This window comes from Aurantivibrio infirmus, assembly GCF_054767315.1.
The window spans coordinates 114,959-135,797 of the sequence record NZ_BAAFSK010000006.1; the positions used below are offsets into that span (position 1 = coordinate 114,959).

General features: G+C 43.6%; 16 protein-coding genes. 3 read left to right on the top strand and 13 right to left on the bottom strand.

Annotated features, from left to right (window positions below; translation table 11 throughout):
* Positions 1 to 21: 21 nt before the first annotated feature.
* The 13 genes from hldE to ACYUCY_RS14340 all read right to left on the bottom strand — a co-directional run bounded on the left by hldE (position 22) and on the right by ACYUCY_RS14340 (position 17,514).
* Positions 22 to 1,446 (bottom strand): bifunctional D-glycero-beta-D-manno-heptose-7-phosphate kinase/D-glycero-beta-D-manno-heptose 1-phosphate adenylyltransferase HldE, encoded by a 1,425-nt coding sequence (gene hldE / locus ACYUCY_RS14280; protein ID WP_460227191.1) that lies wholly within the window; start codon positions 1,444 to 1,446, stop codon positions 22 to 24.
* 47 nt (positions 1,447 to 1,493) lie between these two features.
* On the bottom strand, positions 1,494 to 3,410 hold the full coding sequence (gene msbA, locus ACYUCY_RS14285) for a lipid A export permease/ATP-binding protein MsbA (RefSeq protein ID WP_460227192.1): 1,917 nt from the start codon (positions 3,408 to 3,410) through the stop codon (positions 1,494 to 1,496).
* A gap of 85 nt (positions 3,411 to 3,495) precedes the next feature.
* Positions 3,496 to 4,614 (bottom strand): glycosyltransferase family 4 protein, encoded by a 1,119-nt coding sequence (locus tag ACYUCY_RS14290; protein WP_460227193.1) that lies wholly within the window; start codon positions 4,612 to 4,614, stop codon positions 3,496 to 3,498.
* Positions 4,615 to 4,654: 40 nt separating this feature from the next.
* Positions 4,655 to 5,608 (bottom strand): glycosyltransferase family A protein, encoded by a 954-nt coding sequence (locus ACYUCY_RS14295; RefSeq protein ID WP_460227194.1) that lies wholly within the window; start codon positions 5,606 to 5,608, stop codon positions 4,655 to 4,657.
* Positions 5,609 to 5,610: 2 nt separating this feature from the next.
* Positions 5,611 to 6,414: a BUD32 family EKC/KEOPS complex subunit gene (locus ACYUCY_RS14300; protein ID WP_460227195.1), complete on the bottom strand. Its 804-nt coding sequence runs from the start codon at positions 6,412 to 6,414 to the stop codon at positions 5,611 to 5,613.
* The gene (locus ACYUCY_RS14305; protein ID WP_460227196.1) at positions 6,414 to 7,226 is read right to left on the bottom strand and encodes a lipopolysaccharide kinase InaA family protein; all 813 of its coding nucleotides are present in this window, start codon (positions 7,224 to 7,226) and stop codon (positions 6,414 to 6,416) included. Before ACYUCY_RS14305 ends, ACYUCY_RS14300 begins: the two co-directional genes overlap by 1 nt.
* Positions 7,227 to 7,279: 53 nt before the next feature.
* Positions 7,280 to 8,089: a lipopolysaccharide core heptose(I) kinase RfaP gene (rfaP, locus tag ACYUCY_RS14310; protein ID WP_460227197.1), complete on the bottom strand. Its 810-nt coding sequence runs from the start codon at positions 8,087 to 8,089 to the stop codon at positions 7,280 to 7,282.
* A complete protein-coding gene (locus tag ACYUCY_RS14315) occupies positions 8,086 to 9,270 on the bottom strand; it encodes a glycosyltransferase family 4 protein (RefSeq protein WP_460227198.1) in 1,185 nt (394 codons plus the stop codon). The genes rfaP and ACYUCY_RS14315 overlap by 4 nt, the downstream gene beginning before the upstream one ends.
* Positions 9,267 to 10,304, bottom strand: coding sequence for a lipopolysaccharide heptosyltransferase RfaC (rfaC, locus tag ACYUCY_RS14320; RefSeq protein ID WP_460227199.1), 1,038 nt, complete (start codon positions 10,302 to 10,304; stop codon positions 9,267 to 9,269). The genes ACYUCY_RS14315 and rfaC overlap by 4 nt, the downstream gene beginning before the upstream one ends.
* A gap of 104 nt (positions 10,305 to 10,408) precedes the next feature.
* Positions 10,409 to 11,497, bottom strand: a complete 1,089-nt coding sequence (waaF, locus tag ACYUCY_RS14325) for a lipopolysaccharide heptosyltransferase II (protein WP_460227200.1) — start codon at positions 11,495 to 11,497, stop codon at positions 10,409 to 10,411.
* A 131-nt stretch (positions 11,498 to 11,628) separates the two neighbouring features.
* On the bottom strand, positions 11,629 to 12,558 hold the full coding sequence (locus ACYUCY_RS14330) for a branched-chain amino acid transaminase (protein ID WP_460227201.1): 930 nt from the start codon (positions 12,556 to 12,558) through the stop codon (positions 11,629 to 11,631).
* Positions 12,559 to 12,675: 117 nt separating this feature from the next.
* Complete coding sequence (glnE, locus tag ACYUCY_RS14335; RefSeq protein ID WP_460227202.1) at positions 12,676 to 15,663, bottom strand: bifunctional [glutamate--ammonia ligase]-adenylyl-L-tyrosine phosphorylase/[glutamate--ammonia-ligase] adenylyltransferase; 2,988 nt, start codon at positions 15,661 to 15,663, stop codon at positions 12,676 to 12,678.
* A 75-nt stretch (positions 15,664 to 15,738) separates the two neighbouring features.
* Positions 15,739 to 17,514 (bottom strand): GspE/PulE family protein, encoded by a 1,776-nt coding sequence (locus tag ACYUCY_RS14340; RefSeq protein ID WP_460227203.1) that lies wholly within the window; start codon positions 17,512 to 17,514, stop codon positions 15,739 to 15,741.
* 276 nt (positions 17,515 to 17,790) lie between these two features.
* On the opposite strand from ACYUCY_RS14340, the gene ACYUCY_RS14345 reads away from it, so the two are divergent.
* The 3 genes from ACYUCY_RS14345 (at position 17,791) to ACYUCY_RS14355 (ending at position 20,822) form a co-directional block, all read left to right on the top strand.
* Positions 17,791 to 18,471: a TIGR00153 family protein gene (locus tag ACYUCY_RS14345; RefSeq protein WP_460227204.1), complete on the top strand. Its 681-nt coding sequence runs from the start codon at positions 17,791 to 17,793 to the stop codon at positions 18,469 to 18,471.
* Positions 18,472 to 18,562: 91 nt separating this feature from the next.
* Positions 18,563 to 19,834 (top strand): inorganic phosphate transporter, encoded by a 1,272-nt coding sequence (locus ACYUCY_RS14350; protein ID WP_460227205.1) that lies wholly within the window; start codon positions 18,563 to 18,565, stop codon positions 19,832 to 19,834.
* A 205-nt stretch (positions 19,835 to 20,039) separates the two neighbouring features.
* Positions 20,040 to 20,822 (top strand): PhzF family phenazine biosynthesis protein, encoded by a 783-nt coding sequence (locus tag ACYUCY_RS14355; RefSeq protein ID WP_460227206.1) that lies wholly within the window; start codon positions 20,040 to 20,042, stop codon positions 20,820 to 20,822.
* Positions 20,823 to 20,839: the final 17 nt, after the last annotated feature.

A 20,839-nucleotide genomic window follows, 5' to 3' on the forward strand; every position in this document is an offset into this window, starting at 1 on the left:
TCTTGTTCAGGGAACACTTCACTAATCTTTCTTTATTTTTTCTACAATGGCCGTGGTCGAACAATTATCAAATAAAGATAGAGCCTGAACTTTACCGCCATAGGCTTTTACAATATCGGCACCAACCACTTGATCATCGCTGTAGTCGCCGCCTTTTACCAAAATTTCTGGTTTGATTTGTTCCAATAGATTTTCTGGCGTATCTTCATCGAAACTTATCACCCAATCTACCGATTCTAAACCGGCTAATACCGCCATACGACGATCAACGGGATTTATTGGCCTACCTTCACCTTTAAGCCGTTTCACGGAATCATCACCATTGATCGCAACGACTAAACGACTACCTAATTTTTTCGCTTCCTCAAGGTATCCCACATGACCTGCGTGGATAATATCGAAACAACCGTTCGTGAAAACAATATTTTCGCCTTGATCTCTTGCATCGCTTAACGCAATCAACAATTGTTCTAAACTCACCACACCCTTTTCGGAACCGCTTTCTGCTTGAATTGCTCTGCGTAATTCCGGCCCACTCACCACGGCGGTACCAAGTTTTGCAACGACGATTCCCGCCGCCAAATTCGCCAAACCAACCGCATGTTGGTAAGACTCACCAGCGGCAAGCGAAGCTGCCAGCACGGCGATAACGGTATCGCCCGCACCGGTAACGTCGAACACTTCACGCGCTCGTGCAGGCAAATGCATTTCTGCTTGACCGGGTAGTAACAAGGTCATACCACGTTCGCCGCGCGTAATTAACAGAGCTTCTAGTTCCAGATCACCGATTAGCTGATGGCCTTTCGTAACAAGTTCTTCTTCGCTTGCGCATTTTCCCATCACGGTTTCAAATTCGTTTAGATTGGGAGTTAAAATTGAAGCACCTTTGTAACGTGAAAAATCAGTTCCTTTTGGATCAATGAGAACCGGGATTTTTCGTTGCTTAGCGAGCTGAATGTACGCCGATACATCCACCAAACTACCTTTTAAATAATCGGAGATGATTATTGCATTCGCGTTGTTAATATTTGATTTGGCATTTGCCAAACAACCGAGGCTGTCTGATTCAGAAAACTGCTCTTCAAAATCCATTCTAATCAATTGTTGGTGACGGCTGATAATACGTAATTTGGTAATTGTTGGATTTTTTTCTGAGCAATAAAAATATGTTTTTATATCTGCTGCCAGCATACGATTTTTTAGGGTCGTCGCCGCATCGTCATTACCGACAACGCCGACAAGTGCAGCCTGAGAATTTAGAGCAGCAATGTTGAGTGCAACGTTCGCCGCGCCACCTGGGCGATCCTCTTGTTTGCCCACCTTCACGACAGGCACAGGCGCTTCTGGTGAAATACGCGAAGTATCCCCGTACCAATAACTATCTAACATGATGTCGCCAACCACCAAAACAGTGGACTTATCAAATCGCGGCATAGTTAACTTCACAAATTTATCTCCCGCTTAACTTTCTTGAACTAAAGCGTTCTGGATTATCATTCAGCGCTCGTATCATCTTCAAATTCCGTCGCATGTAATTTTGTATAATGCCCACCTTTTTCTAGTAGTTCTTGGTGAGTACCGATTTCTACAATCTTGCCTGCCTCCAACACAACAATTTTATCTGCACTTTCAATGGTTGAAAGTCGATGTGCAATAACTAATGTCGTGCGGTTTTTCATTACATTTTCTAATGCCGCCTGAATTAAACGTTCTGACTCATTATCTAAAGCGGATGTCGCTTCATCTAAGATTAATATAGGTGCGTCTTTCAAAAATGCCCGAGCAATTGATAAGCGTTGTCGTTGGCCACCTGATAAACGTGCGCCATCTTCACCAACTTGGGTTTGCATTTTTTCAGGTAATTTATCGATAAATTCTAGTGCATAGGCGTTCTTCGCGGCTTGGTCTATTTCGCTATCGGTTTTTGTCGCTAAAGCGCCATAGGCAATATTGTTTTGTATCGTATCGTTAAACAGCACAACATCCTGAGTCACGAGAGCAATTTGCTGTCGTAAGCTTTCTAATTCAAACTTTTTCACTTCGCAATCATCCATTAAGATTTCGCCAAGTGAATGGTCATAATATCGCGGTATCAGACTAACTAAGGTTGATTTGCCGCTACCAGAGCGACCAACAAATGCAACCGTGGTACCTGGCTCAACAGTCAGATTGATATCTTGCAAAGCGGCTTGTTCAGACCCTGGGTAAGTAAAACTTAAGTCCTTAAATTGCAATTTTCCGGAAGCGCGTTGGCAAATAATTGTGCCTTCGTTTTTCTCTTCCGGTTCATCAAGTTGTTCAAATAAACTATGTGCAGCAACTAAGCCGCGCTGAATCTTGCCATAGACATCGCTGATTTGCCGCAATGATTTTGGCAACATCGCTACCATACCCATATACACCACTACATCTGCGGCACCATCAGGGTTCAGCGCAAACAATGCGACGTACATCAAAATGCCCAATGCGATAGCGACGATAAATTGGTTGATCGAAATCGCTAAACTTTGTGTAAACACCATTTTAATATTTTGATTTCGCGCATATTTGCTCACATCATCAAAGCGATCTTTTTCATATTTTTCGCCGCCAAATATTCGCATAACTCGATGGCCACTGATCATTTCTGAGGAGATACTGGTAATTGAACCCATGGCGAATTGAACCTTCCCGCTGATACGGCGAAGCCGACGACTAGCAGCAGAAATCAATAAGCCCAATAAAGGCGCGATGACCACAAAAATCATTGTTAATTGCCAATTCACAATAATAAGAACAATGAACAAGATAATTACCGATAAGCCTTCACGCAAAAGAATTTTCAAAGCGTCAGTTGCCGCCAAGGTAACTTGAGCGACGTTATAGGTAATTTTGGAAATCAGTTGCCCGGAATTATTTAGGTCAAAAAACGCGGTAGGTAACTGGGTAAGCTTATTAAAAACTTGCGTTCGTAAGGTATAAACAACATTTTCAGCAACACGAGAAATAGCGTAATTCCCAATAAATAAACCAAGGCCACGGATTAAATAAATAATACAAACAAAAACTGGGATGAGATGTAATTCGTTAGGCAAGTTGGTATCAGCAATAGAGGGAACCCAATCAAAACTAATATTCAATTTTGTTGCTAAATAAGAAAACGGATCAGCGCTCGCACTCACGTCTTCTGCTTCTGCGCCTAAATCGCCTTCCAGGGCCTTAATCATGTAGCCAAACAAAAATGCTAACAGGGGTTGAGTTGCCGCCAAAGAAAAGAAACCCAATACACTGAGGCTAAACATAAACCAGTAGGGTCTAACATACGCGAGCAAACGTAAGTAGACCGTCATGCCATTTTTAATTTCCCGGTCTTTGTTTCCTGATTGATTGTTTTTTACTTCTTTATCTTTCAAGGGCAATGTCTCGACCATTAAATTCTTCATGTTTATTTTAAAATTCTGGATTTTTTGCTGTCGACGAATCTGAACAACTGTGAATTAAGTGCTCGGGGTGGGCTTAATTCGTCACCTGCTTATAAATAGTTTCATAAGCATCGGCCATTTTTTCAGCAGTGAAATTTTCCAGAATGCGTGTTTTGGCATTGTTACCCATTGCTTCGCGTTCTGTCGCAGAATGAGCCAGCATTTTCGATAGCGCGGCGGCCATATTATCGATGGAGTCTGGATCAATCAAATAGCCGCATTTAGTGTCTCCGACAACCTCTTTCATGCCACCGCGATCCGAGGTGATGACCGGAACGCCGGAGACCATCGCTTCCATCAGCGCCATTGGTAAGCCTTCGCGGGCTGAGGGCATAAGATAAACGTCAATACACTTGAGAAGTGCCGGAATATCCTCTCTGTAACCGAGAAATTTGATTTGAGATCGCGTGGGCAGCTCTGCCACGATACTTTTTAATTGTGCCTCTAAAGGACCACTACCCACTATCAATAACTTTGCCTCCGGCATGCTCGCGGCAACGGCATTAAACGCATGGATCAGTCGTACGTGGTTTTTCACCGGGGCTAAACGCCCGATCATAGCGAACACAAAATCATCAGCTTCTATTTCTTTGACGATATCTACTCGGGCCTCAGTTCGCGGTAACAAAAAACGTTGGCAATCTAAGCCATTCTGTACGGCGGCTATAGAATCTGCACGCAAACCGACATTGTGCTTCATGATGTCAGCTATACCATTGTTAGAAACGGATATTAATTTTGCCAAACGACGATAAACAAAAAAATTTATTAGCTTCCGCACAACGCCGACTTTCCCACCGACTATGCCGTGCAAAACGCCAACGACCTTGGGTTTTCGTTTTGATATAGCTGCGGCTAAGACGCCGATGGGTATAGGGCGCCTAAATTGGCAAACCACAACATCAATAGAATTTTCATCGATAATCTTTGCGACTTTTTTAAGTGTCGATAATTTATTCCAATTATTATCTTTTTTTCTAATCCGACAATAGAATACTTTCTTAGCGATAGTATCCATATCGTTGCCGCCAGGCTCGCCACTTAGGTAACAGGCATAGGTATTCACCTCTGCACTATCCTGTTTGACCATATTATTTATCAACGGCGCATTACTTTCGTATTTTTTTAGCAGTTGCAGTACATTTATACTCATTCGTTGATAGCCATGTTTTTCTTTTACTTTGAAACCAAGCTTAGTGTGTACCGGTCGAGCCTGAGCTGAACGGAGCCAATAATTGGGCCAAACACTTCCTTTTTAGCCACTGGAGGTTTTCTGAAATAAGATTTTCTTTTTTTGCCTTTTTATACAGCACGATGAACTCTGAATAATATTTTTTTCGATAGAGTGCTCGTAGCAATTCCTCATACTCTTCCCGCTTTAAGCCCAGCAAAACCTCTTTCATCGATTCGGTGGGCTTATCGCCAAGCGCTGCTTCTAGACTATGACTCATCGCATTACCTTGACGAATTATTTTATCCCAATTGCTTCTAGCGCGATTGTCACCGTGAGTTCGCAGTATTGAAACAAACTCACCACAATGACGAAACTCGTATTTGTTGAAAAGGCGCACTAACAATTCAATATCTTCTCGGTTAGTTAGGGACTCACAAAACAAGCCTTCAGCCAATAGAGCTGCCCGGGGAATCAAAAAACCACTGGTATGGACAGTTTCTTTATTATTAATATAACTCTGTAAGTCTAGTTTTATATTTAGCTTATCAATGGTCTTATCTTTGTTTTCCTGTGTACTTCCTCTACAGGTATCACCAAATGAAACGCCTTTAAACTGCGGATCGGATTGAAAAACCCTTACTCTCGATTCTATAGAATTTTTCGTGAGTAAATCGTCGGAATCGAGAAAGCAGACAAAATCGGCTTCAACTTCAATTACACCTCTATTTCGACTCGCGGATTTTTCTTTATTACTACGATTTACCAATAAGCGAATACTATCTCCGTATTTTCTTTTCAGCTCTAGAACGCTGTTGTCAGTGGAGGCATCATCAACTACAACACAGATGACATTTTTATAACTTTGATTAAGAACTGAATCGATAGCGTCGACTAACATCGGCCAACGGTTATGTGTAGGAATCACCACCGCGACACTGGGTGAACTGATTTCTGATTGCGATACTCGGCTCATTGCTACTGGGTCGCCGTATTTTCTGGTAGATTAGTATTTTTCATACTGTGGCGCTTCATTATTTTCTTCACAAAACCGCGTACACCATCGAAAAAATACTCATCATTAATATCCATCGCTTCTGCGTAAGCCTTCACCACGCTTTGACAGACTTCCTGAGGCGCTTTAACTTCTATCAAACCGACCAAAAAACGCGCGAGATCTTTTTGAAATAATCGTCCATTCTTTTTGGCTAACCGGCCATCAATGTCGACCAGAAAAATCGAATCTCGCGCCAGGATTACATTATTCAATTTCATATCGCCATGAATGCGGCCGATGCGATGAAGTATAACAAGCTCCGATAAAACAGCCTTCACCAACTGGTTAATTGCCGAAAGATCTTCGTTAAGTAAACGAGTGATACAAGCGTGCAGAGTTACTGCCTTAGGTAAATATTCCATCACTTGTAATTCAAGAGACTCAGGTGACGCAAAAACGATACTAGCCAAGGGTTGGGGAATCGAAACACCCGCTGCTTTTATGGCTAGCATTCGTGCAAGTACCGTTTTACCGCTGGGTTTTACGCCGAGTACAATTTTGCAACGGTTCAGATATGTATTCTCGCTGGCTTTCACCAAATATTCTTTATCATCTGTAAAACGCAATATGCTTACTGAACGATGGGCATCTTGTTTTATAATCTGCCTTTCTATCCATACCTTTGAGAAATCATCGCTAAGGAAACACTCCTTTACCAAAGGGAGATCAACGACGAAACCGTGCAAATGCTGGTTACTCAGTTGTTTTAATTTAATCGGTATCATTAGTCAGGAAGGTTCTCAATTACACGTAGATCCAATGAATTTTGCCAAGCGGGTTTTTTCGCTAATTTTTTTAGGCGCTCTGCTATTTTGTTGTCTACCGTCTGTAGCATTTCATTAAATTGGCCTGCAGTTAGACTATTCATTTGTTGTCGATACGCTTTAATGAATCGATATTGATCTAGTCGCGATCCGTAAGGTGGAAATAACAATGCGACTTGCACTAAATTTTTAATCATTAATTCTTTTGGCAACACTTTTTTGTTCGAAAAATATTGATTTCTTTCATTGTCAACAAGGTAGAACCTAGGCGTTATGCTCTGGGTATCAATTAATATATTATTCAAGCGCAAATCGCCATGAACGATACCTTTTTTATGAAGCCTACCAACCAAAGTACCGAGCGCGGTAATAATATTTCTTTTCCATCGTATCCGCTCAGGTGACAGCTTTCCCCTTAGGCACTTATCTACATAATCGCCAAGGCCTACAGCGTTTACACCTTCGGTAACAAGCCAACTATAAGCTGTACGCGTGCCGCTTTCGATTACCTTCGGCGTTTCAAACCCTAGCTGCGTTAACAGACTAGCGCTATCCCCAGCGCGTCTGGCTCGGCTACCACGTAGGTATTGCTTTACTATTTCCAGTGTATTGCGAGGCAAAAACACTTTGCAATAAATAAACTCGCCACTTTTCTCATCATAGGATTTTGCAACACGTGCCGAGATAGAGCTTGGCACAAGCTGCCAAGCTTCATCTTGCAGGCTTCCCGAAGCCAGTGATTGCGCAATTTTCTCAAAATACTGACGATTCATAGAATAGTTAGCCGCCACGTTTTGACTGGTGCTTTACTCAAACTAAATAGCTGCTAATAAATCACAGCGGGTTCTTGACCAAAGTCTCGACGATATAATTGCAAGGCACGCTGTCGAACCGCAGTAAGTAATTCGCCGTCGGAAGTTATTATTTCTTTTAAAGGCTTATTAAAATAAATTTTGAGAAATCGAAAAATATCGCGACGAGTTAATCCGATATCTAAGGACGAGAAATAAAGACTCGCCAGGTCTTTAACTAACCAACGCTTTGGCACGGCTGACCGACACTGAGCACGGTGCAAATCAACCAAATGCATCACCGGACCAGAAAGCAAATCGATTTGACGTTTTAATAAGAAATGGCAAATATAGAGATCACGATGATTAATTCCATCGCGATGAATAGCTCTCGATATTGTCGCAACGGTTTCAATAATTTTTTGTTTAGAGTTAAAAGTAGGCGGGTATTGTGGCCAACGTTCGGTATATTTTGCGAGAGAAATCGTCCCTGTTAATTCTTCTGTAATTAAAAACGATTCTATCTTAGCGGGGTTAGCGCCACGCAAGCCATAAGCTAGAGGTGTTAATGTTTTTACGCCGAGGCTAGATAAGCGATTAATTGCACGCCACTCATTCGCTGCGCCGGTAACGGGTAGTTTTAGTTGACTGAGACATTTAACTATCTCGCCCCAACCAATTCCTGTGTGATGCTTTAAATAATAAAATTTCGAGTTGTATTCGAATCGCACCGTCCGGCGACCCTCTTTATTTCGAATTTCTTGACCACGAATTTCCTTAACCCGGTCAAAAGCATTATTTTGCGTCCAGTCTTTAGCAAATGCACCGCGTAAAATTATCATCATGACAAGGTCGCCTGGGCCGTTTCTAGGCCATTATTAATTTGCAAAGTATCTTGAAACAATTCCAACAAATCCACTACGCGCTGAGGTCTAGAAAATAGCTCTTCATTTGTAGCGAGTCTAGCAGCTCGCTGTTGCCACACGGAGGTATTTACCGCCATAATTTTTTCGACTGCGCTCAAAAAAGATGATGGCGAAAACGGATTCATCACGACCTCACCCATCTCAGCACCCTCTAAATAATGCGCGTAACCGCAGGCCGCACTCGCCACAACCGGGGTACCAGCGAGCATAGCTTCCAACAATACGTTACCTGTATTTTCTTTATAAGCAGGATGCAATAGCACGTCGGCTCCCTGCAGTAATCGCGGGACGTCGTCGCGCCCACCTAAAAACTTGACGTGCTTTGTAATTGATAACTTTTCCGCAAATTTTTTAAATCGTCTTGTCGAAAAAGGTCGGTCCTGCCCCACGACAATCAAGTAAGAATTAGTGTCGTGTTTATTAATCCAATCAGCGAGCAACTGAAGACTTCGATCCAAACCTTTGGTCTTAAAGCCTGAGCCAACTGCAATAAAAACAGTAGCATCTGCGGACACACTCAATTCACGCCGTACTTCATTCTTATTCTTTATTTTCGATTCAAAAACAATTCTATCTTTACTTATACCTGGAGGAAGCAAGTGGAAGCGCTCGGCCTCGGTATTATAGTATTTCCTATAGATCGGACGCTCACTAGACGACACCTCTAAGATTTGAGTGCCTTTATTGCCTTCTGCCGCGCTTGCATAAACCGCCGATTCATATTCTAAATATATTTTTGAACGCTTGGTGAATTTTGCAAGCCAGGGACTTTCTTCAAAGGTTTTTTTGGCGAAACATGAATCAGCAGCATAATAAGCATCTAGCTCAGGAAATTTATTAAAACCAACAACTAAATCAAATCGCTGACTTTTTTTGTAATCCCTAAATTTGTTATAAAAATTCTCCATCTGCAAACCATTATTCCAGCCGCCGATAGGAAAAATCTCTACTTGAACCGAATCGAGCTTCTCCCCCTGCCACTCACTGCAGACAATAGTGACCGTATGATTCCGTGCGACGCAGGCTTTAGCGATGGCCAGCATATTTCTCTGCATACCGCCAAAAGGAAAATATTTAAAAAGGACAAAAGCTAAATTCATGACAACTTTTGAAAAACAACTGTTTCGCTTTGCGCGAGAATTTTTCTTTGTAACAAATCATAAATCGTATCGGGCTCGAGTTTTGCCAAGCCGGCCGATTCCGTTTCAGAACCAGATTCAGCTTTGTTCTCTTGGTCACTAGCACTGCAAATATGGAATTGGTTTTCACCATAGGCACCCACTAAGTCTGGATTTGTCGGACCGTAAAGAGAAATCGCGGGAATATTTAGTGCTGCTGTTAAATGCCCAAGGCCAGTATCAACCGCTACTACAGCGCTAGCTTGTGCAAGCACACACGCGACGCCATGTAGATTAAGCCTGGGCAAAACTTCTACGCCTTCGATTCCTTCAGCAATGCGTAAAGCCCGTGCATGCTCATGCTCTTCGCCCCACACCAACCGTATTCGATAACCATCAGCGATAAGTTTTTTTGCCAGCTCGCGCCAATACGCTTCCGGGTATAGCTTGTCGTCGCGTGTAGTCGCATGTAAAAAAACAATGTTGGCAGACTCCAAAGAAGCGCCGTAAAAACTTTGCCTATCAATACCGTAATCGCCGCGACTTTTCGGTTTTTCATACCCCAAAGCATCAGCAAAAAGTTGGCGAATTCTTTCTATCGCGTGCATGTTTTTATCAACGGAGTATTTATGCCGATAAAACCACGCTGCAATGGGTTCGCGTGCGGAATGTTTATCCATGCCTGCAACCGGTGCTTTAACTAATCGGCCAATCCAAGCACTCTTAATTAAGCCTTGGCAATCAATAACCAAATCGTAATGTTGTTTGCGTAACTGGGTTTTAAACTGACGCCATTCATTTGAACCAAGAATATTAAAAATATTTTTCCGCCAACGTCGAATAGCCACAGGAATAACCTGATCGACGGCGGGATGCCAGCGGGGGATCTCTGTGAACGCCTCTTCAACAACCCAATCAAAAGTGATCGCCGGTCGTTCTCGTTTAGCATCGGTCAACGCGGGCAAAGCATGAATGACATCACCCATTGAAGAAGTTTTTATTACCAATACACGCATGCTGTTACTTTTCTTGAATATAAATTAATTTGTATTACTGCGACCTAACTTACAAAATTTTAAAATCGTTTTTGGCCGATCCCTTAACTTAAACGGGTGTTTCTTTAAACCCTTGAATTCAGTTCCTGCACATCGATAGTTCGCGCGCGGCCCTGAGCGATAGCTAAGGCTTTATCTAAACCCTGCAATACTTGCTGTGGGGATAAGTTTGTCAGGCATTCTAAATGTTCCAATGGGCACTCTCGTTTAAAGCAAGGGCCGCATTCTACAGCAATTGATTCAATTGACACGGCTTCACTCAACGGGGGAGTAAACCCCGGGGAGGTCGAACCGTAAACCGCAACCAAAGGTTTATCTAGAGCAGCGGCGATGTGCATCAATCCCGAATCGTTACTGATGACAGCATCCGCCATTGAAAGAATATCAATGGCTTCTGCCAACTCGGTGCTTCCCGCTAAGTTGACGCAATCTGAACCATACTCTTCACCAAGGTGCTGCCGAATATTCTCGCCGACTTCACGATCTTTAGCCGAGCCCATGACCCACACTTGCCAACCTTGCGATATTTTTTGCTTTGCTACGTTGGCGTAATGTTGTTCGGGCCAGCGTTTTGCGGCGCCAAATTCTGCACCCGGACACAAAGCCAAAACGGGCTTATCTCGACTTAAACCCATTTTATTGATGAGTTCCGGCAGACGATGCTGATCGATGGTGAGTTTAGGGCGCGGTAATGGAGAGGGTAGCTCTGCACCGACTGGCAAAGCGAGAGCGAGAAAACGCTCCACCATTAAGGGGTATTTACTCTTATTTAACAATCGTATGTCATTGAGCAAAGCGAAACGCATTTCGCCACGCCAACCGGTGCGCAGTGGGATTTTCGCAAATACCGGGATCAGCGCGGATTTTAGAGAATTAGGCAACACGATCGCTTGATCAAATTTATCTCTCAGTGATCGACCAAGCTTGTAACGCTCACCAATTAACAATTTTCCGTGTCCAATTGGCATATCGATACTGCCACTAATTTCGGGCATGCGAGCACTAAGAGGGCGTGTCCAGGCGGGCGCAAGAACATGAATTTCTGAATTGGGATGTTTAGATTTCAGCAATCGAAATAAAGGCTGCGCCATCACCATGTCGCCTACCCAAGAGGGTCCGACGATTAGTATTCGCTGAGTTGGTGTTTCAGTCATAGGATGTCAGGAAGAATAAGCCAAGGGCGCATTGTACGCCCTTGGCCAGTGTTCTCAATCGCTCATGACCGAGAACAAGAAGTTGAAACGCAGATTCGGAAAGCTACTTTCTTCACTCTGCAATAGATGATTTATTCGTGAACGGAATCAAGCCATTCTGGATGCTCATCATTGCCGCCTCGTACGGCATCGAAAAACATTGATTGTAGTTTTTCTGTGATCGGGCCGCGCTTGCCGGCACCAATGACGCGTCCGTCTAGCATACAGATCGGCAAAACTTCTGCAGCTGTACCAGTGAAAAATGCTTCGTCGGCGATATAAACTTCATCGCGAGTAATACGTTTTTCATGAATGGTATAACCACAATCGGCTGCTAATTTGAAAACCGTATCGCGGGTTATACCATCAAGACAGGAAGTCAGTTCAGGCGTGTAAAGTTCACCATTGCGAACAATAAAAATATTTTCTCCGCTACCTTCTGCGACATAGCCTTCGTTATCTAACAACAAGGCTTCTTCACAACCGCTCTCCAAGGCTTCACGCAAGGCCAGCATAGAATTAATGTAGTGACCGTTTGCTTTTGCTTTACACATTGAAATATTAACGTGATGCCGGGTGTAGCTAGAGGTTCGAACTTTAATTCCCTTTTCTCTTGCTTCCGGGCTCATGTATGAAGGCCACTCCCAGGCTGCGACCATAACATGGGTCTTTAAATTATCGGCTCGCAATCCCATTCCTTCTGAGCCCAAAAAAGCCATCGGACGAAGATAGCCTTCGGTCAATTTATTTTCTCGAACCACTTGTTTTTGTGCCGCGTTTAATTCGTCTTTGCTAAAGGGCATGTCCATACCCATGATATGCGCAGATCGAAATAGTCGGTCAGTATGATCAAGCAAGCGAAAAATACTGGTTCCGTATTTACCGGCGTCATAAGCACGAACGCCTTCAAAAACACCCATGCCATAGTGCAATGTATGGGTGAGGACATGGATTTTGGCATCGCGCCAATCCACTAATTCACCGTCCATCCAAATCACACCGTCTCTATCTGCAAATGACATTAAAGTCTCCTAAAACTTTATATTTTTTAATTCGAAAAGTTTTTTACTTATCTCGAATTACCTTTCAAAAATTTAATTCAAAAAGAACAAGGTGAAGAACACTTAGTTCAGCATCAATTAGCTCAACATCAACTGCTGCCAAATGTTGATCACCTCTTTGCGTTGCTCCAAAAATTGCTCGCCAGATACCGCACTTGAGCTACCCTGCAAGGTTAAACGATGCACGGTAGACCGATAAGTTTTATAGCACTCGATTAATTTGTTGACCTGTTCCCGACTCATTAAATCGGCTTCTGCGAGGACGCCAAGGATTCGAATATTATCTGTAAATTTCGCTAGCAGAGGATGCTGGTCACCCCACGCTAGAACCGCGTATTGAACCATAAATTCGATATCTACGATACCACCCGCATCGTGCTTGATATGAAACTGCTCGCTTAACTCGCCGTCCGCGCCATGAATATTTTTGCTGCCCAACTGGGCGCGCATCTTCAACCTCATATCAATCACTTTTTCTCGCAGTTCGGCGATATCACGTGGCTGGCAAAGGACATTTTTACGCAATTCTTCAAAGTCTTGACGCAGCTGGTCGCAACCAACAACAACCCGCGCTCTTACTAAGGCCTGATGCTCCCATACCCAGGCTTCGCTTTGTTGGTATTTTTCAAACGCAATCAGGGAGCACACTAAGAGACCGGAGTTGCCGGAAGGACGTAGGCGCATATCAACTTCATACAACTGGCCGGAAGGAGTTTGAGTATTCAAAATGTGAATAATTTTTTGGCCCAAACGCGCAAAAAAAGTCGCGTTATCAATTTGTTTTGGGCCATCGGTATCCAATAAAGAATCGGCATTATGCACAAACACTAAATCCAGATCTGACCCATGGCCTAGTTCGATCCCACCGAGTTTGCCATAGGCAACAATTACAAATCCTGGATCGCAAACACTGCCGTCGGCACGTCGAGGCCTGCCATATTTGGCAATCAATTGTTGCCAAGAAAGCTCGAACACACTTTGTAAAATGACCTCGGCGATATTGCTTAGATAATCACTAACTTTCATCAAGGGTAAGGCGCCCGTCACTTCACACGCGGCAACCCTTAAAGCGTGCGATAGACGAAAGTAACGCAATGTTTCCATATGATTTTCTAAATCATCCCAACCGTATCGTAAAAGCTCTCTCTGTAACTCGTCTCTCAGCTTTTCGACATCAGGCGGGGAATATAAATGACGGACATCAAGTAGCTCATCAAGCAAAACCGGATGCGCTGCGATTTGATCTGCCACCCAAAGACTAGCGGCGCACAATTTTAGTAGCTGGGTGCGTGCTACGGGATTTTCGACCAGTAAAACGATGTAAGCACTTCGCCTTGCCACCGCATCGAGAACTTTGCAGATGCGTTGCAAGCTCGTACTAGGATTTTCGATCTGCGACAGCTCCTGCAAAAACATTGGCATTAAAGTATCTAAACGATCACGCGCCCCTGCCTGCATACTCAAAACGTGTCGGCTACTACGCAACTCATCCAGACAAGTGATCACTGTGTCTGCGTCTTCAATACCTTGCTGGGTAATAAATTGAGTCGCGGCTTTTTCAATCAAGGTACCTTGCCAGATCAACTCCCACTCTGGACTTCGTGCCGCATGATCAGTCGTTTTTTTCTCAGGCGAGGCAATTACAGATTGAAACTGTTGGTTAACAAAGTCGCGATGAGTTTGTAACTGCTCTTGAAATTCCGCCCAGCTTGAAAAACCCAGCAGCCATGCAAGCCGCAAACAATCGCTTTTATCAACAGGCAAACGTTGGCTTTGCTGGTCTTGGAAACCTTGAATCGCGTGTTCAGTATTGCGCAAAAACTTGTAAGCTTCTGATAATTTCGTGACGATATTATCCGGCAAACAACCGAGCTCAGCCAACATCGGCAATACTGTTAACAAGTGCCTCTCTCGCAACTGTAGATCTCGACCGCCGCGGATCAATTGAAATATCTGAACAATAAATTCAACTTCTCGAATCCCTCCAGCACCAAGCTTCACATCGCTGGTTATAGATTTTCGAGCAACTTCTCGCTGAATCAACTGTTTCATTGCGCGCATTGAATCTATCGCTGAATAATCCACATACCGACGATAAGTGAATGGCTGTAGTAGAGCCATCAGTTGCTCTTGAAATACTGTACCAGCTGTTAACCTTACTTGTTCTGCTAGATTTAATTCATCTATTAAGACTTTTAGAGATTGTTGAGAACTTTGCGCAACGACACGTGCTTTGATCATCGCATAGCGTTCCCACTCGCGACCTTGAGTTTGATAATAATTCTCAAAAGAGTCGAAGTTGGCAGTTAAAGGGCCGCTTTGTCCGTAAGGTCGCAAGCGCATATCAACGCGAAACACGAATCCATCGACGGTAACCGTATCCAAAGATTGGATAACTTTTTGCCCTAAACGAATAAAGTATTCTTGATTGCTCAAAATTTTATTCTTCGACAACGTTTTTCCCGAATCCGGATAACTAAAAATTAGATCAATATCGGAAGATACATTTAATTCAAATGCACCAAGCTTTCCCATACCCACCACTAGAAACGTTTGCACATTGCCCGCTGAATCGACAGGCAAACCCCATTGTGCAGATAATTGATACTGATGATAATCAACACATCGTTGAATACAGGCAGCGGCAAACTCGCTTAGTTCTTTGGTAGTTTCATCGAGATCGGCGATCCTATTGAAATCTCGCCAAATTATCCTCGCCATAAAACGTCGGCGGCAATGGCGTAAACTTTTATCGAAATTTTCTTTGCTATCTTGAATAAGATTTTTTTCTAAATAGTCATCTATAGACTCTCTAGAAAAATATTTTGAAACATTGAGATCATCTTTTATCAGCTCACTCATCAAGTTGGGCAAGGATAAAAGTTGTTTGGTGACAAACTCGCTACCAACAACAGCCGTTTTTAACTGCGTAAGCAATGTTTCATTATTTACAATGTGATTCTCGAAAAGATTTTTTTCTTCTTCAACACAAAATTCAAACCAATCATTTTTAAATTGGTCAAATGTTGCCAATAATTCGGAAGGGATTTCGGGAGTAGATAGCATATTGTGATGCGGTCAATTATAAAAACGCGAGATAGTTTAATTCGGTTCGGCTATTTGTTAGTGATTGCAATCAACTTAAATTGCTATATTCGGAGGAGGTGCCACGCGCATAACTTCTTCCATTGTCGTTTCACCAGCGGCAACTTTTTGAGCCCCCGCCAAACGCAGAGAACGCATACCTTCTTTCATCGCCTGTTTTCTCAAAGTCATCAAATCGCATTGATCTGTAATGAGTTCTTTAATTGAATCACTAAGCGGTAAAATTTCATAAATACCCTGTCGACCGTAATACCCAGTATTTCGGCATTCTAAACAGCCGACGGGTTTGAATAATTTTTCCGGGCCGGGCGCTTTCCACGGCCGAACAAGATCTCGCCATGCAGTTTGATCAATTTCACTCTCTTTTTTGCAGTGAGGACATAAAGTTCGCACTAAACGCTGGGCAACAATGCCCAACAAAGTGGATTTCACCAAGTAAGTTGCCAAACCTAAGTCAAGCAAACGCATTAACGATGTCGGCGCGTCATTGGTATGCAAAGTCGATAATACTAAATGGCCAGTGAGCGAGGCTTGAATAGCCATTTGTGCCGTTTCCAGATCACGGATCTCACCCACCATGATGATGTCTGGATCTTGTCGCATTAAAGTCCGGACACCAGCAGCGAAGTCGAGGCCAATTTGGCTTTGCACTTGAGTTTGATTGAAGGCTTCTTCAACCATTTCAATTGGATCTTCGATGGTGCTGACGTTGACTTCAGGCGTTGCTAATTGCTTAAGTGTCGAATACAGCGTGGTGGTTTTACCTGAGCCGGTTGGCCCGGTGACTAACACGATGCCATTGGGCTTGGTGACCATCGATTGCCATTTAGCATAGTCCTCACCGGTAAGCCCGAGCTCTGTGAAAGAGCGCAATAACACATCGGGATCAAAAATCCTCATCACCATTTTTTCGCCAAATGCTGTTGGCAAGGTGGAAAGTCGTAATTCAACTTCGCTCCCGTCGGCACGCTTAGTTTTTATCCGCCCATCTTGAGGCTTGCGCTTTTCCGCAACGTTCATGCGCCCGAGAATTTTGATACGGCTGGTAACCGCAGTATTGACGACGGCAGGCAACTCATAGACTTGATGGAGTACACCGTCGATTCGAAATCTAACCTTGCCCACTTCCCGTCGGGGTTCAATATGAATATCACTGGCTCGCTGGTCAAAGGCATACTGCAATAACCAATCAACAATATTAACAATGTGTTGATCGTTGGCTTCTGGATCACCCATTTGACCCAATTCTAGGAGCTGCTCAAAGTTCGAAGCACTACTAGCGGTATTCATACCCGATGCACCAGAGACCGAACGGGATAGGGTATAGAACTCCACCATGAAGCGTTCGATATCGGCAGGGTTAGCCATGACACGGCGTACCGAACGTCTCGCTGTGTGCTCTAGCTGTGACTCCCAAGCGTTAACAAAAGGCTGGGTTGTGGCAACTGTGACCTGCTCGGCGTTAACGTCAACACACAATATGCCGTGGCGCTTTGCGAAGGCATAGGACATAACGTCGGTCACTGCGGCGACTTTTACTTTGAGGGGGTCAATATGTACGACAGGAAGACCCGCTTTTTCGGCGAGCCATTCTGTCAGGTTATCCAAACTTAAGGTTTTGCCAGGGCGTTTACAGTCTTTCAGCTGCTCACTGCCGATATAACTCAGGGGATGCATCACCGCCTGTTCGCGAGTACGTGCAGCGCCAGAAATCCGGTTCGACTCCTCCTGATCAATGAGCCCATCTGCGACCAGATCACCCAATAAAGAACGCAAATCAAGCATTCGCTCCGCTAACGCAGCCTCACTCATATAACTTTCCTAATAACTATCTGAATAATTATGCTCACACCAAGAATCCTCAACTGTGGCATATTCACTAAAACTCAATAGTCTACTCCAACTATCCCTCAGTATGCGGCAGTTCTGTCTAAGGATTGTAGCCGCTAATCACAGCGGCCTGTAGCGCGACGCCATAGAGCGAATAAAAAAAAGCGGCCTAAGCCTCAAAACGAGAGTCATTCTGTCACATTTTTGCCATAATGACGGCCGCTTTTCCCTTAGCCCGATAACCCTAGGAATTGAGAAATGGCTATCAGTAACCCTTTTACCAGCTTATTCGGTAAGTCGCCCATCAAGCCCATGCAAGATCATATGACTGTTGCTTGTGCCACAGCCAACGAACTCGTGCCATTTTTCTCCGCCGTTATAGCCAATGATTGGACCCAGGCGGAGAAACTACAGTTAGGCATCGCGGATAAAGAAAATGAGGCTGACGACCTAAAGAAGAACTTGCGCATGCATCTTCCGAAAAGTTTATTTCTGCCTGTACCCCGCACGGATTTGCTCGAATTGTTATCGATGCAAGATGCGATCGCTAACTGCTCACGGGATATCGCAGGAATAATGCTTGGACGCAAAATGCAAATTCCTGATTCTATTCAAACAACAATGCAAAATTTCGTGCAATCGGCTGTAGATGCCGTGAACCAAGCCTTGGTCGCAATTAATGAATTAGATGAATTGCTAGAAACCGGATTTAGCGGCAAGGAGCTGACGGTTGTCGAAAATTTAATTGAAGAGCTTGATGATAGAGAACACAACGCCGACAAGATTGAGGTGGAAATTCGTGCCGCGCTTTATGCCATCGAATCCAATTACAATCCGGTCGATGTGATTTTCTTATATCGCGTGATTGAATTAATTGGGGATCTATCAAATTGCGCACAGAAAGTGGGAAGTCGATTGCAGTTACTGCTCGCAAGATAATTGCTCATAAAAAACTTGTTGCAAATTGAACAGCAAACTCGTTAAAAATTTAAAAAATAAAAAGTTAAAGATAGTCTGAGAGAGGTCATCAATGTCGGTAATCGCTGAGTACGGCAACGTACTATTAATCCTTGCCTGTGTGTTCGGTGTATTTATGGCATGGGGTGTTGGTGCTAATGATGTAGCCAATGCGATGGGAACTTCTGTAGGGTCACGAGCACTCACCATCAAACAAGCGATTTGCATCGCAATGGTTTTTGAATTTTTGGGCGCCTACCTCGCCGGTGGCGAAGTTACTTCCACTATTCGCAAAGGAATTATTGATCCTACTTTCTTAGAGGGTTCACCTGAGTTACTGGTGTACGGGATGTTATCCGCGTTATTAGCGGCGGGGACATGGTTGTTAGTCGCCAGTATTTGGGGCTGGCCCGTTTCAACAACCCACTCTATTGTCGGCGCGATAGTTGGCTTCGCAGCAGTTGGTATTTCTCCGGACGCCGTCGCCTGGGGGAAAGTTGGCAGCATCGTTGCGAGCTGGCTGGTATCGCCCTTACTCGCAGGCATAATTTCTTTTGGTTTATTTCGCAGCGTGCAAGCGTTAATTCTTAATTCGAACAATCCGTTTCAGAATGCCAAGCGCTATATTCCGTTTTATATGTTTGCCGTTGGCTTTTTAATTTCGATGGTCACCATGGTAAAAGGATTAAAATATGTATTTAGCGATGCTGGATTAAAAATTAATTTTTGGGAATCTGCGGGTATCTCCGCAATTGCCGGAATCATGGTTGCGCTACTTGGCATGTTTTTATTTAGAAAAATAAAACAACAAGATAATAACGAAGGAAATCGCTTTGCCGATGTTGAAAAAATATTTGCAGTGTTAATGATTTTTACAGCCTGCGCCATGGCCTTTGCGCACGGATCGAATGATGTTGCGAATGCGGTAGGGCCATTAGCCGCTATTTATGGCGTTATTGATACCGGCACCATAGCCGCAAAATCAGTGATGCCGAGCTGGGTTTTGCTCCTAGGTGGCTTGGGAATTGTGGCCGGTCTCGCAACTTACGGTTACAAAGTAATTGCCACCGTTGGCCGAAAAATTACTGAACTCACCCCGAGCCGAGGATTTGCTGCCGAGCTTGGTGCAGCGGCAACAGTCGTATTTGCCTCTGCTACGGGACTTCCAGTATCGACAACCCACACCCTTGTTGGTGCCATACTCGGTGTTGGCATGGCGCGGGGGATCGCTGCGTTAAACCTAAAGGTCATTGGCACCATTTTTATGTCATGGATAATTACCTTACCTATTGGTGCAGTCTTAGCGATTATATTTTTCTACATCTTTAAAATAACTTTGTCTTGATGTTCAAATCCCTCTCATTACGATTCGTTTTTTAGATATTTTTATAATTTGACTAATTTAAAGATGACAATTTTTTGTCATCTTTAAATTTCCCGCCTTGAAAAATATATTAACCTTTATCGATTTTTACTTTAAAAATCGCATTCAGCTTTTACTGCAGTTCGGTTAATATTTTTTGTTATCACTTCCAGGCAGAACTATAGACATGAATATAAACGTATTTCACCTCGATGCATTTTCAAGTGCTCAATTCGCTGGCAACCCCGCAGCAGTGTGCCCGCTCTTGACTTGGCTACCCGACGAAACAATGCAGTCTATTGCCGCTGAAATTAATCTATCGGAAACCGCTTTTTTTGTTGGTGAAGAAGACCGTTTTCACATTCGCTGGTTTACCCCTGAAACTGAAGTAAAGCTTTGTGGTCATGCGACACTCGCGAGTGCTTATGTGATCTTCAAGGAATTAGATTATGACTTTGATACTATCGAGTTTTCATCACTAAGCGGCCCTTTGTACGTTAACAATTCTCATCAGGGGCTAACATTGAATTTTCCTGTTCAAGCTATTTCTGAAGTTGATTTAACACAGAAGATTAATGACGCATTAGGAACAACGCCTACAAAGGTATTAGCTGGAGAGGACCTGGTAGCAGTTTACGAGAAACAAGCGGATATCGAGAGCTTCCTACCCGACTTTTTTAAATTAAAGAATCTGCCCTATCGAGGAATTGTAATCACCGCACCAGGGGAAGACAGTGATTTCGTTTGTCGTTTTTTCGCACCGGCAAAAGGAGTCCTCGAAGATCCAGTAACAGGTTCTGCATATACAAAAATCACTCCTTATTGGGCGGAGAGGCTCGGGAAACATACACTGGTGGCAAAACAATTATCCCGCCGGGGCGGTACGGTTCATGTAGAATTGACCGCTAATCGAGTATTGATTTCCGGAAGGGTCACACTATTCTCAAAAGGAACAATCTTTCTTGTTTAAAGAGTGATAATTTAAGC

Excerpts from the sequence above, each read along its gene's own strand:
- msbA (WP_460227192.1), bottom strand. The coding sequence starts at position 3,410 with ATGGTCGAGACATTGCCCTTGAAAGATAAAGAAGTAAAAAACAATCAA.
- ACYUCY_RS14290 (WP_460227193.1), bottom strand. The coding sequence starts at position 4,614 with ATGAGTATAAATGTACTGCAACTGCTAAAAAAATACGAAAGTAATGCG.
- ACYUCY_RS14295 (WP_460227194.1), bottom strand. The coding sequence starts at position 5,608 with ATGAGCCGAGTATCGCAATCAGAAATCAGTTCACCCAGTGTCGCGGTG.
- ACYUCY_RS14300 (WP_460227195.1), bottom strand. The coding sequence starts at position 6,414 with ATGATACCGATTAAATTAAAACAACTGAGTAACCAGCATTTGCACGGT.
- ACYUCY_RS14305 (WP_460227196.1), bottom strand. The coding sequence starts at position 7,226 with ATGAATCGTCAGTATTTTGAGAAAATTGCGCAATCACTGGCTTCGGGA.
- rfaP (WP_460227197.1), bottom strand. The coding sequence starts at position 8,089 with ATGATGATAATTTTACGCGGTGCATTTGCTAAAGACTGGACGCAAAAT.
- ACYUCY_RS14315 (WP_460227198.1), bottom strand. The coding sequence starts at position 9,270 with ATGAATTTAGCTTTTGTCCTTTTTAAATATTTTCCTTTTGGCGGTATG.
- rfaC (WP_460227199.1), bottom strand. The coding sequence starts at position 10,304 with ATGCGTGTATTGGTAATAAAAACTTCTTCAATGGGTGATGTCATTCAT.
- waaF (WP_460227200.1), bottom strand. The coding sequence starts at position 11,497 with ATGACTGAAACACCAACTCAGCGAATACTAATCGTCGGACCCTCTTGG.
- ACYUCY_RS14330 (WP_460227201.1), bottom strand. The coding sequence starts at position 12,558 with ATGTCATTTGCAGATAGAGACGGTGTGATTTGGATGGACGGTGAATTA.
- glnE (WP_460227202.1), bottom strand. The coding sequence starts at position 15,663 with ATGCTATCTACTCCCGAAATCCCTTCCGAATTATTGGCAACATTTGAC.
- ACYUCY_RS14340 (WP_460227203.1), bottom strand. The coding sequence starts at position 17,514 with ATGAGTGAGGCTGCGTTAGCGGAGCGAATGCTTGATTTGCGTTCTTTA.
- ACYUCY_RS14345 (WP_460227204.1), top strand. The coding sequence starts at position 17,791 with ATGGCTATCAGTAACCCTTTTACCAGCTTATTCGGTAAGTCGCCCATC.
- ACYUCY_RS14350 (WP_460227205.1), top strand. The coding sequence starts at position 18,563 with ATGTCGGTAATCGCTGAGTACGGCAACGTACTATTAATCCTTGCCTGT.
- ACYUCY_RS14355 (WP_460227206.1), top strand. The coding sequence starts at position 20,040 with ATGAATATAAACGTATTTCACCTCGATGCATTTTCAAGTGCTCAATTC.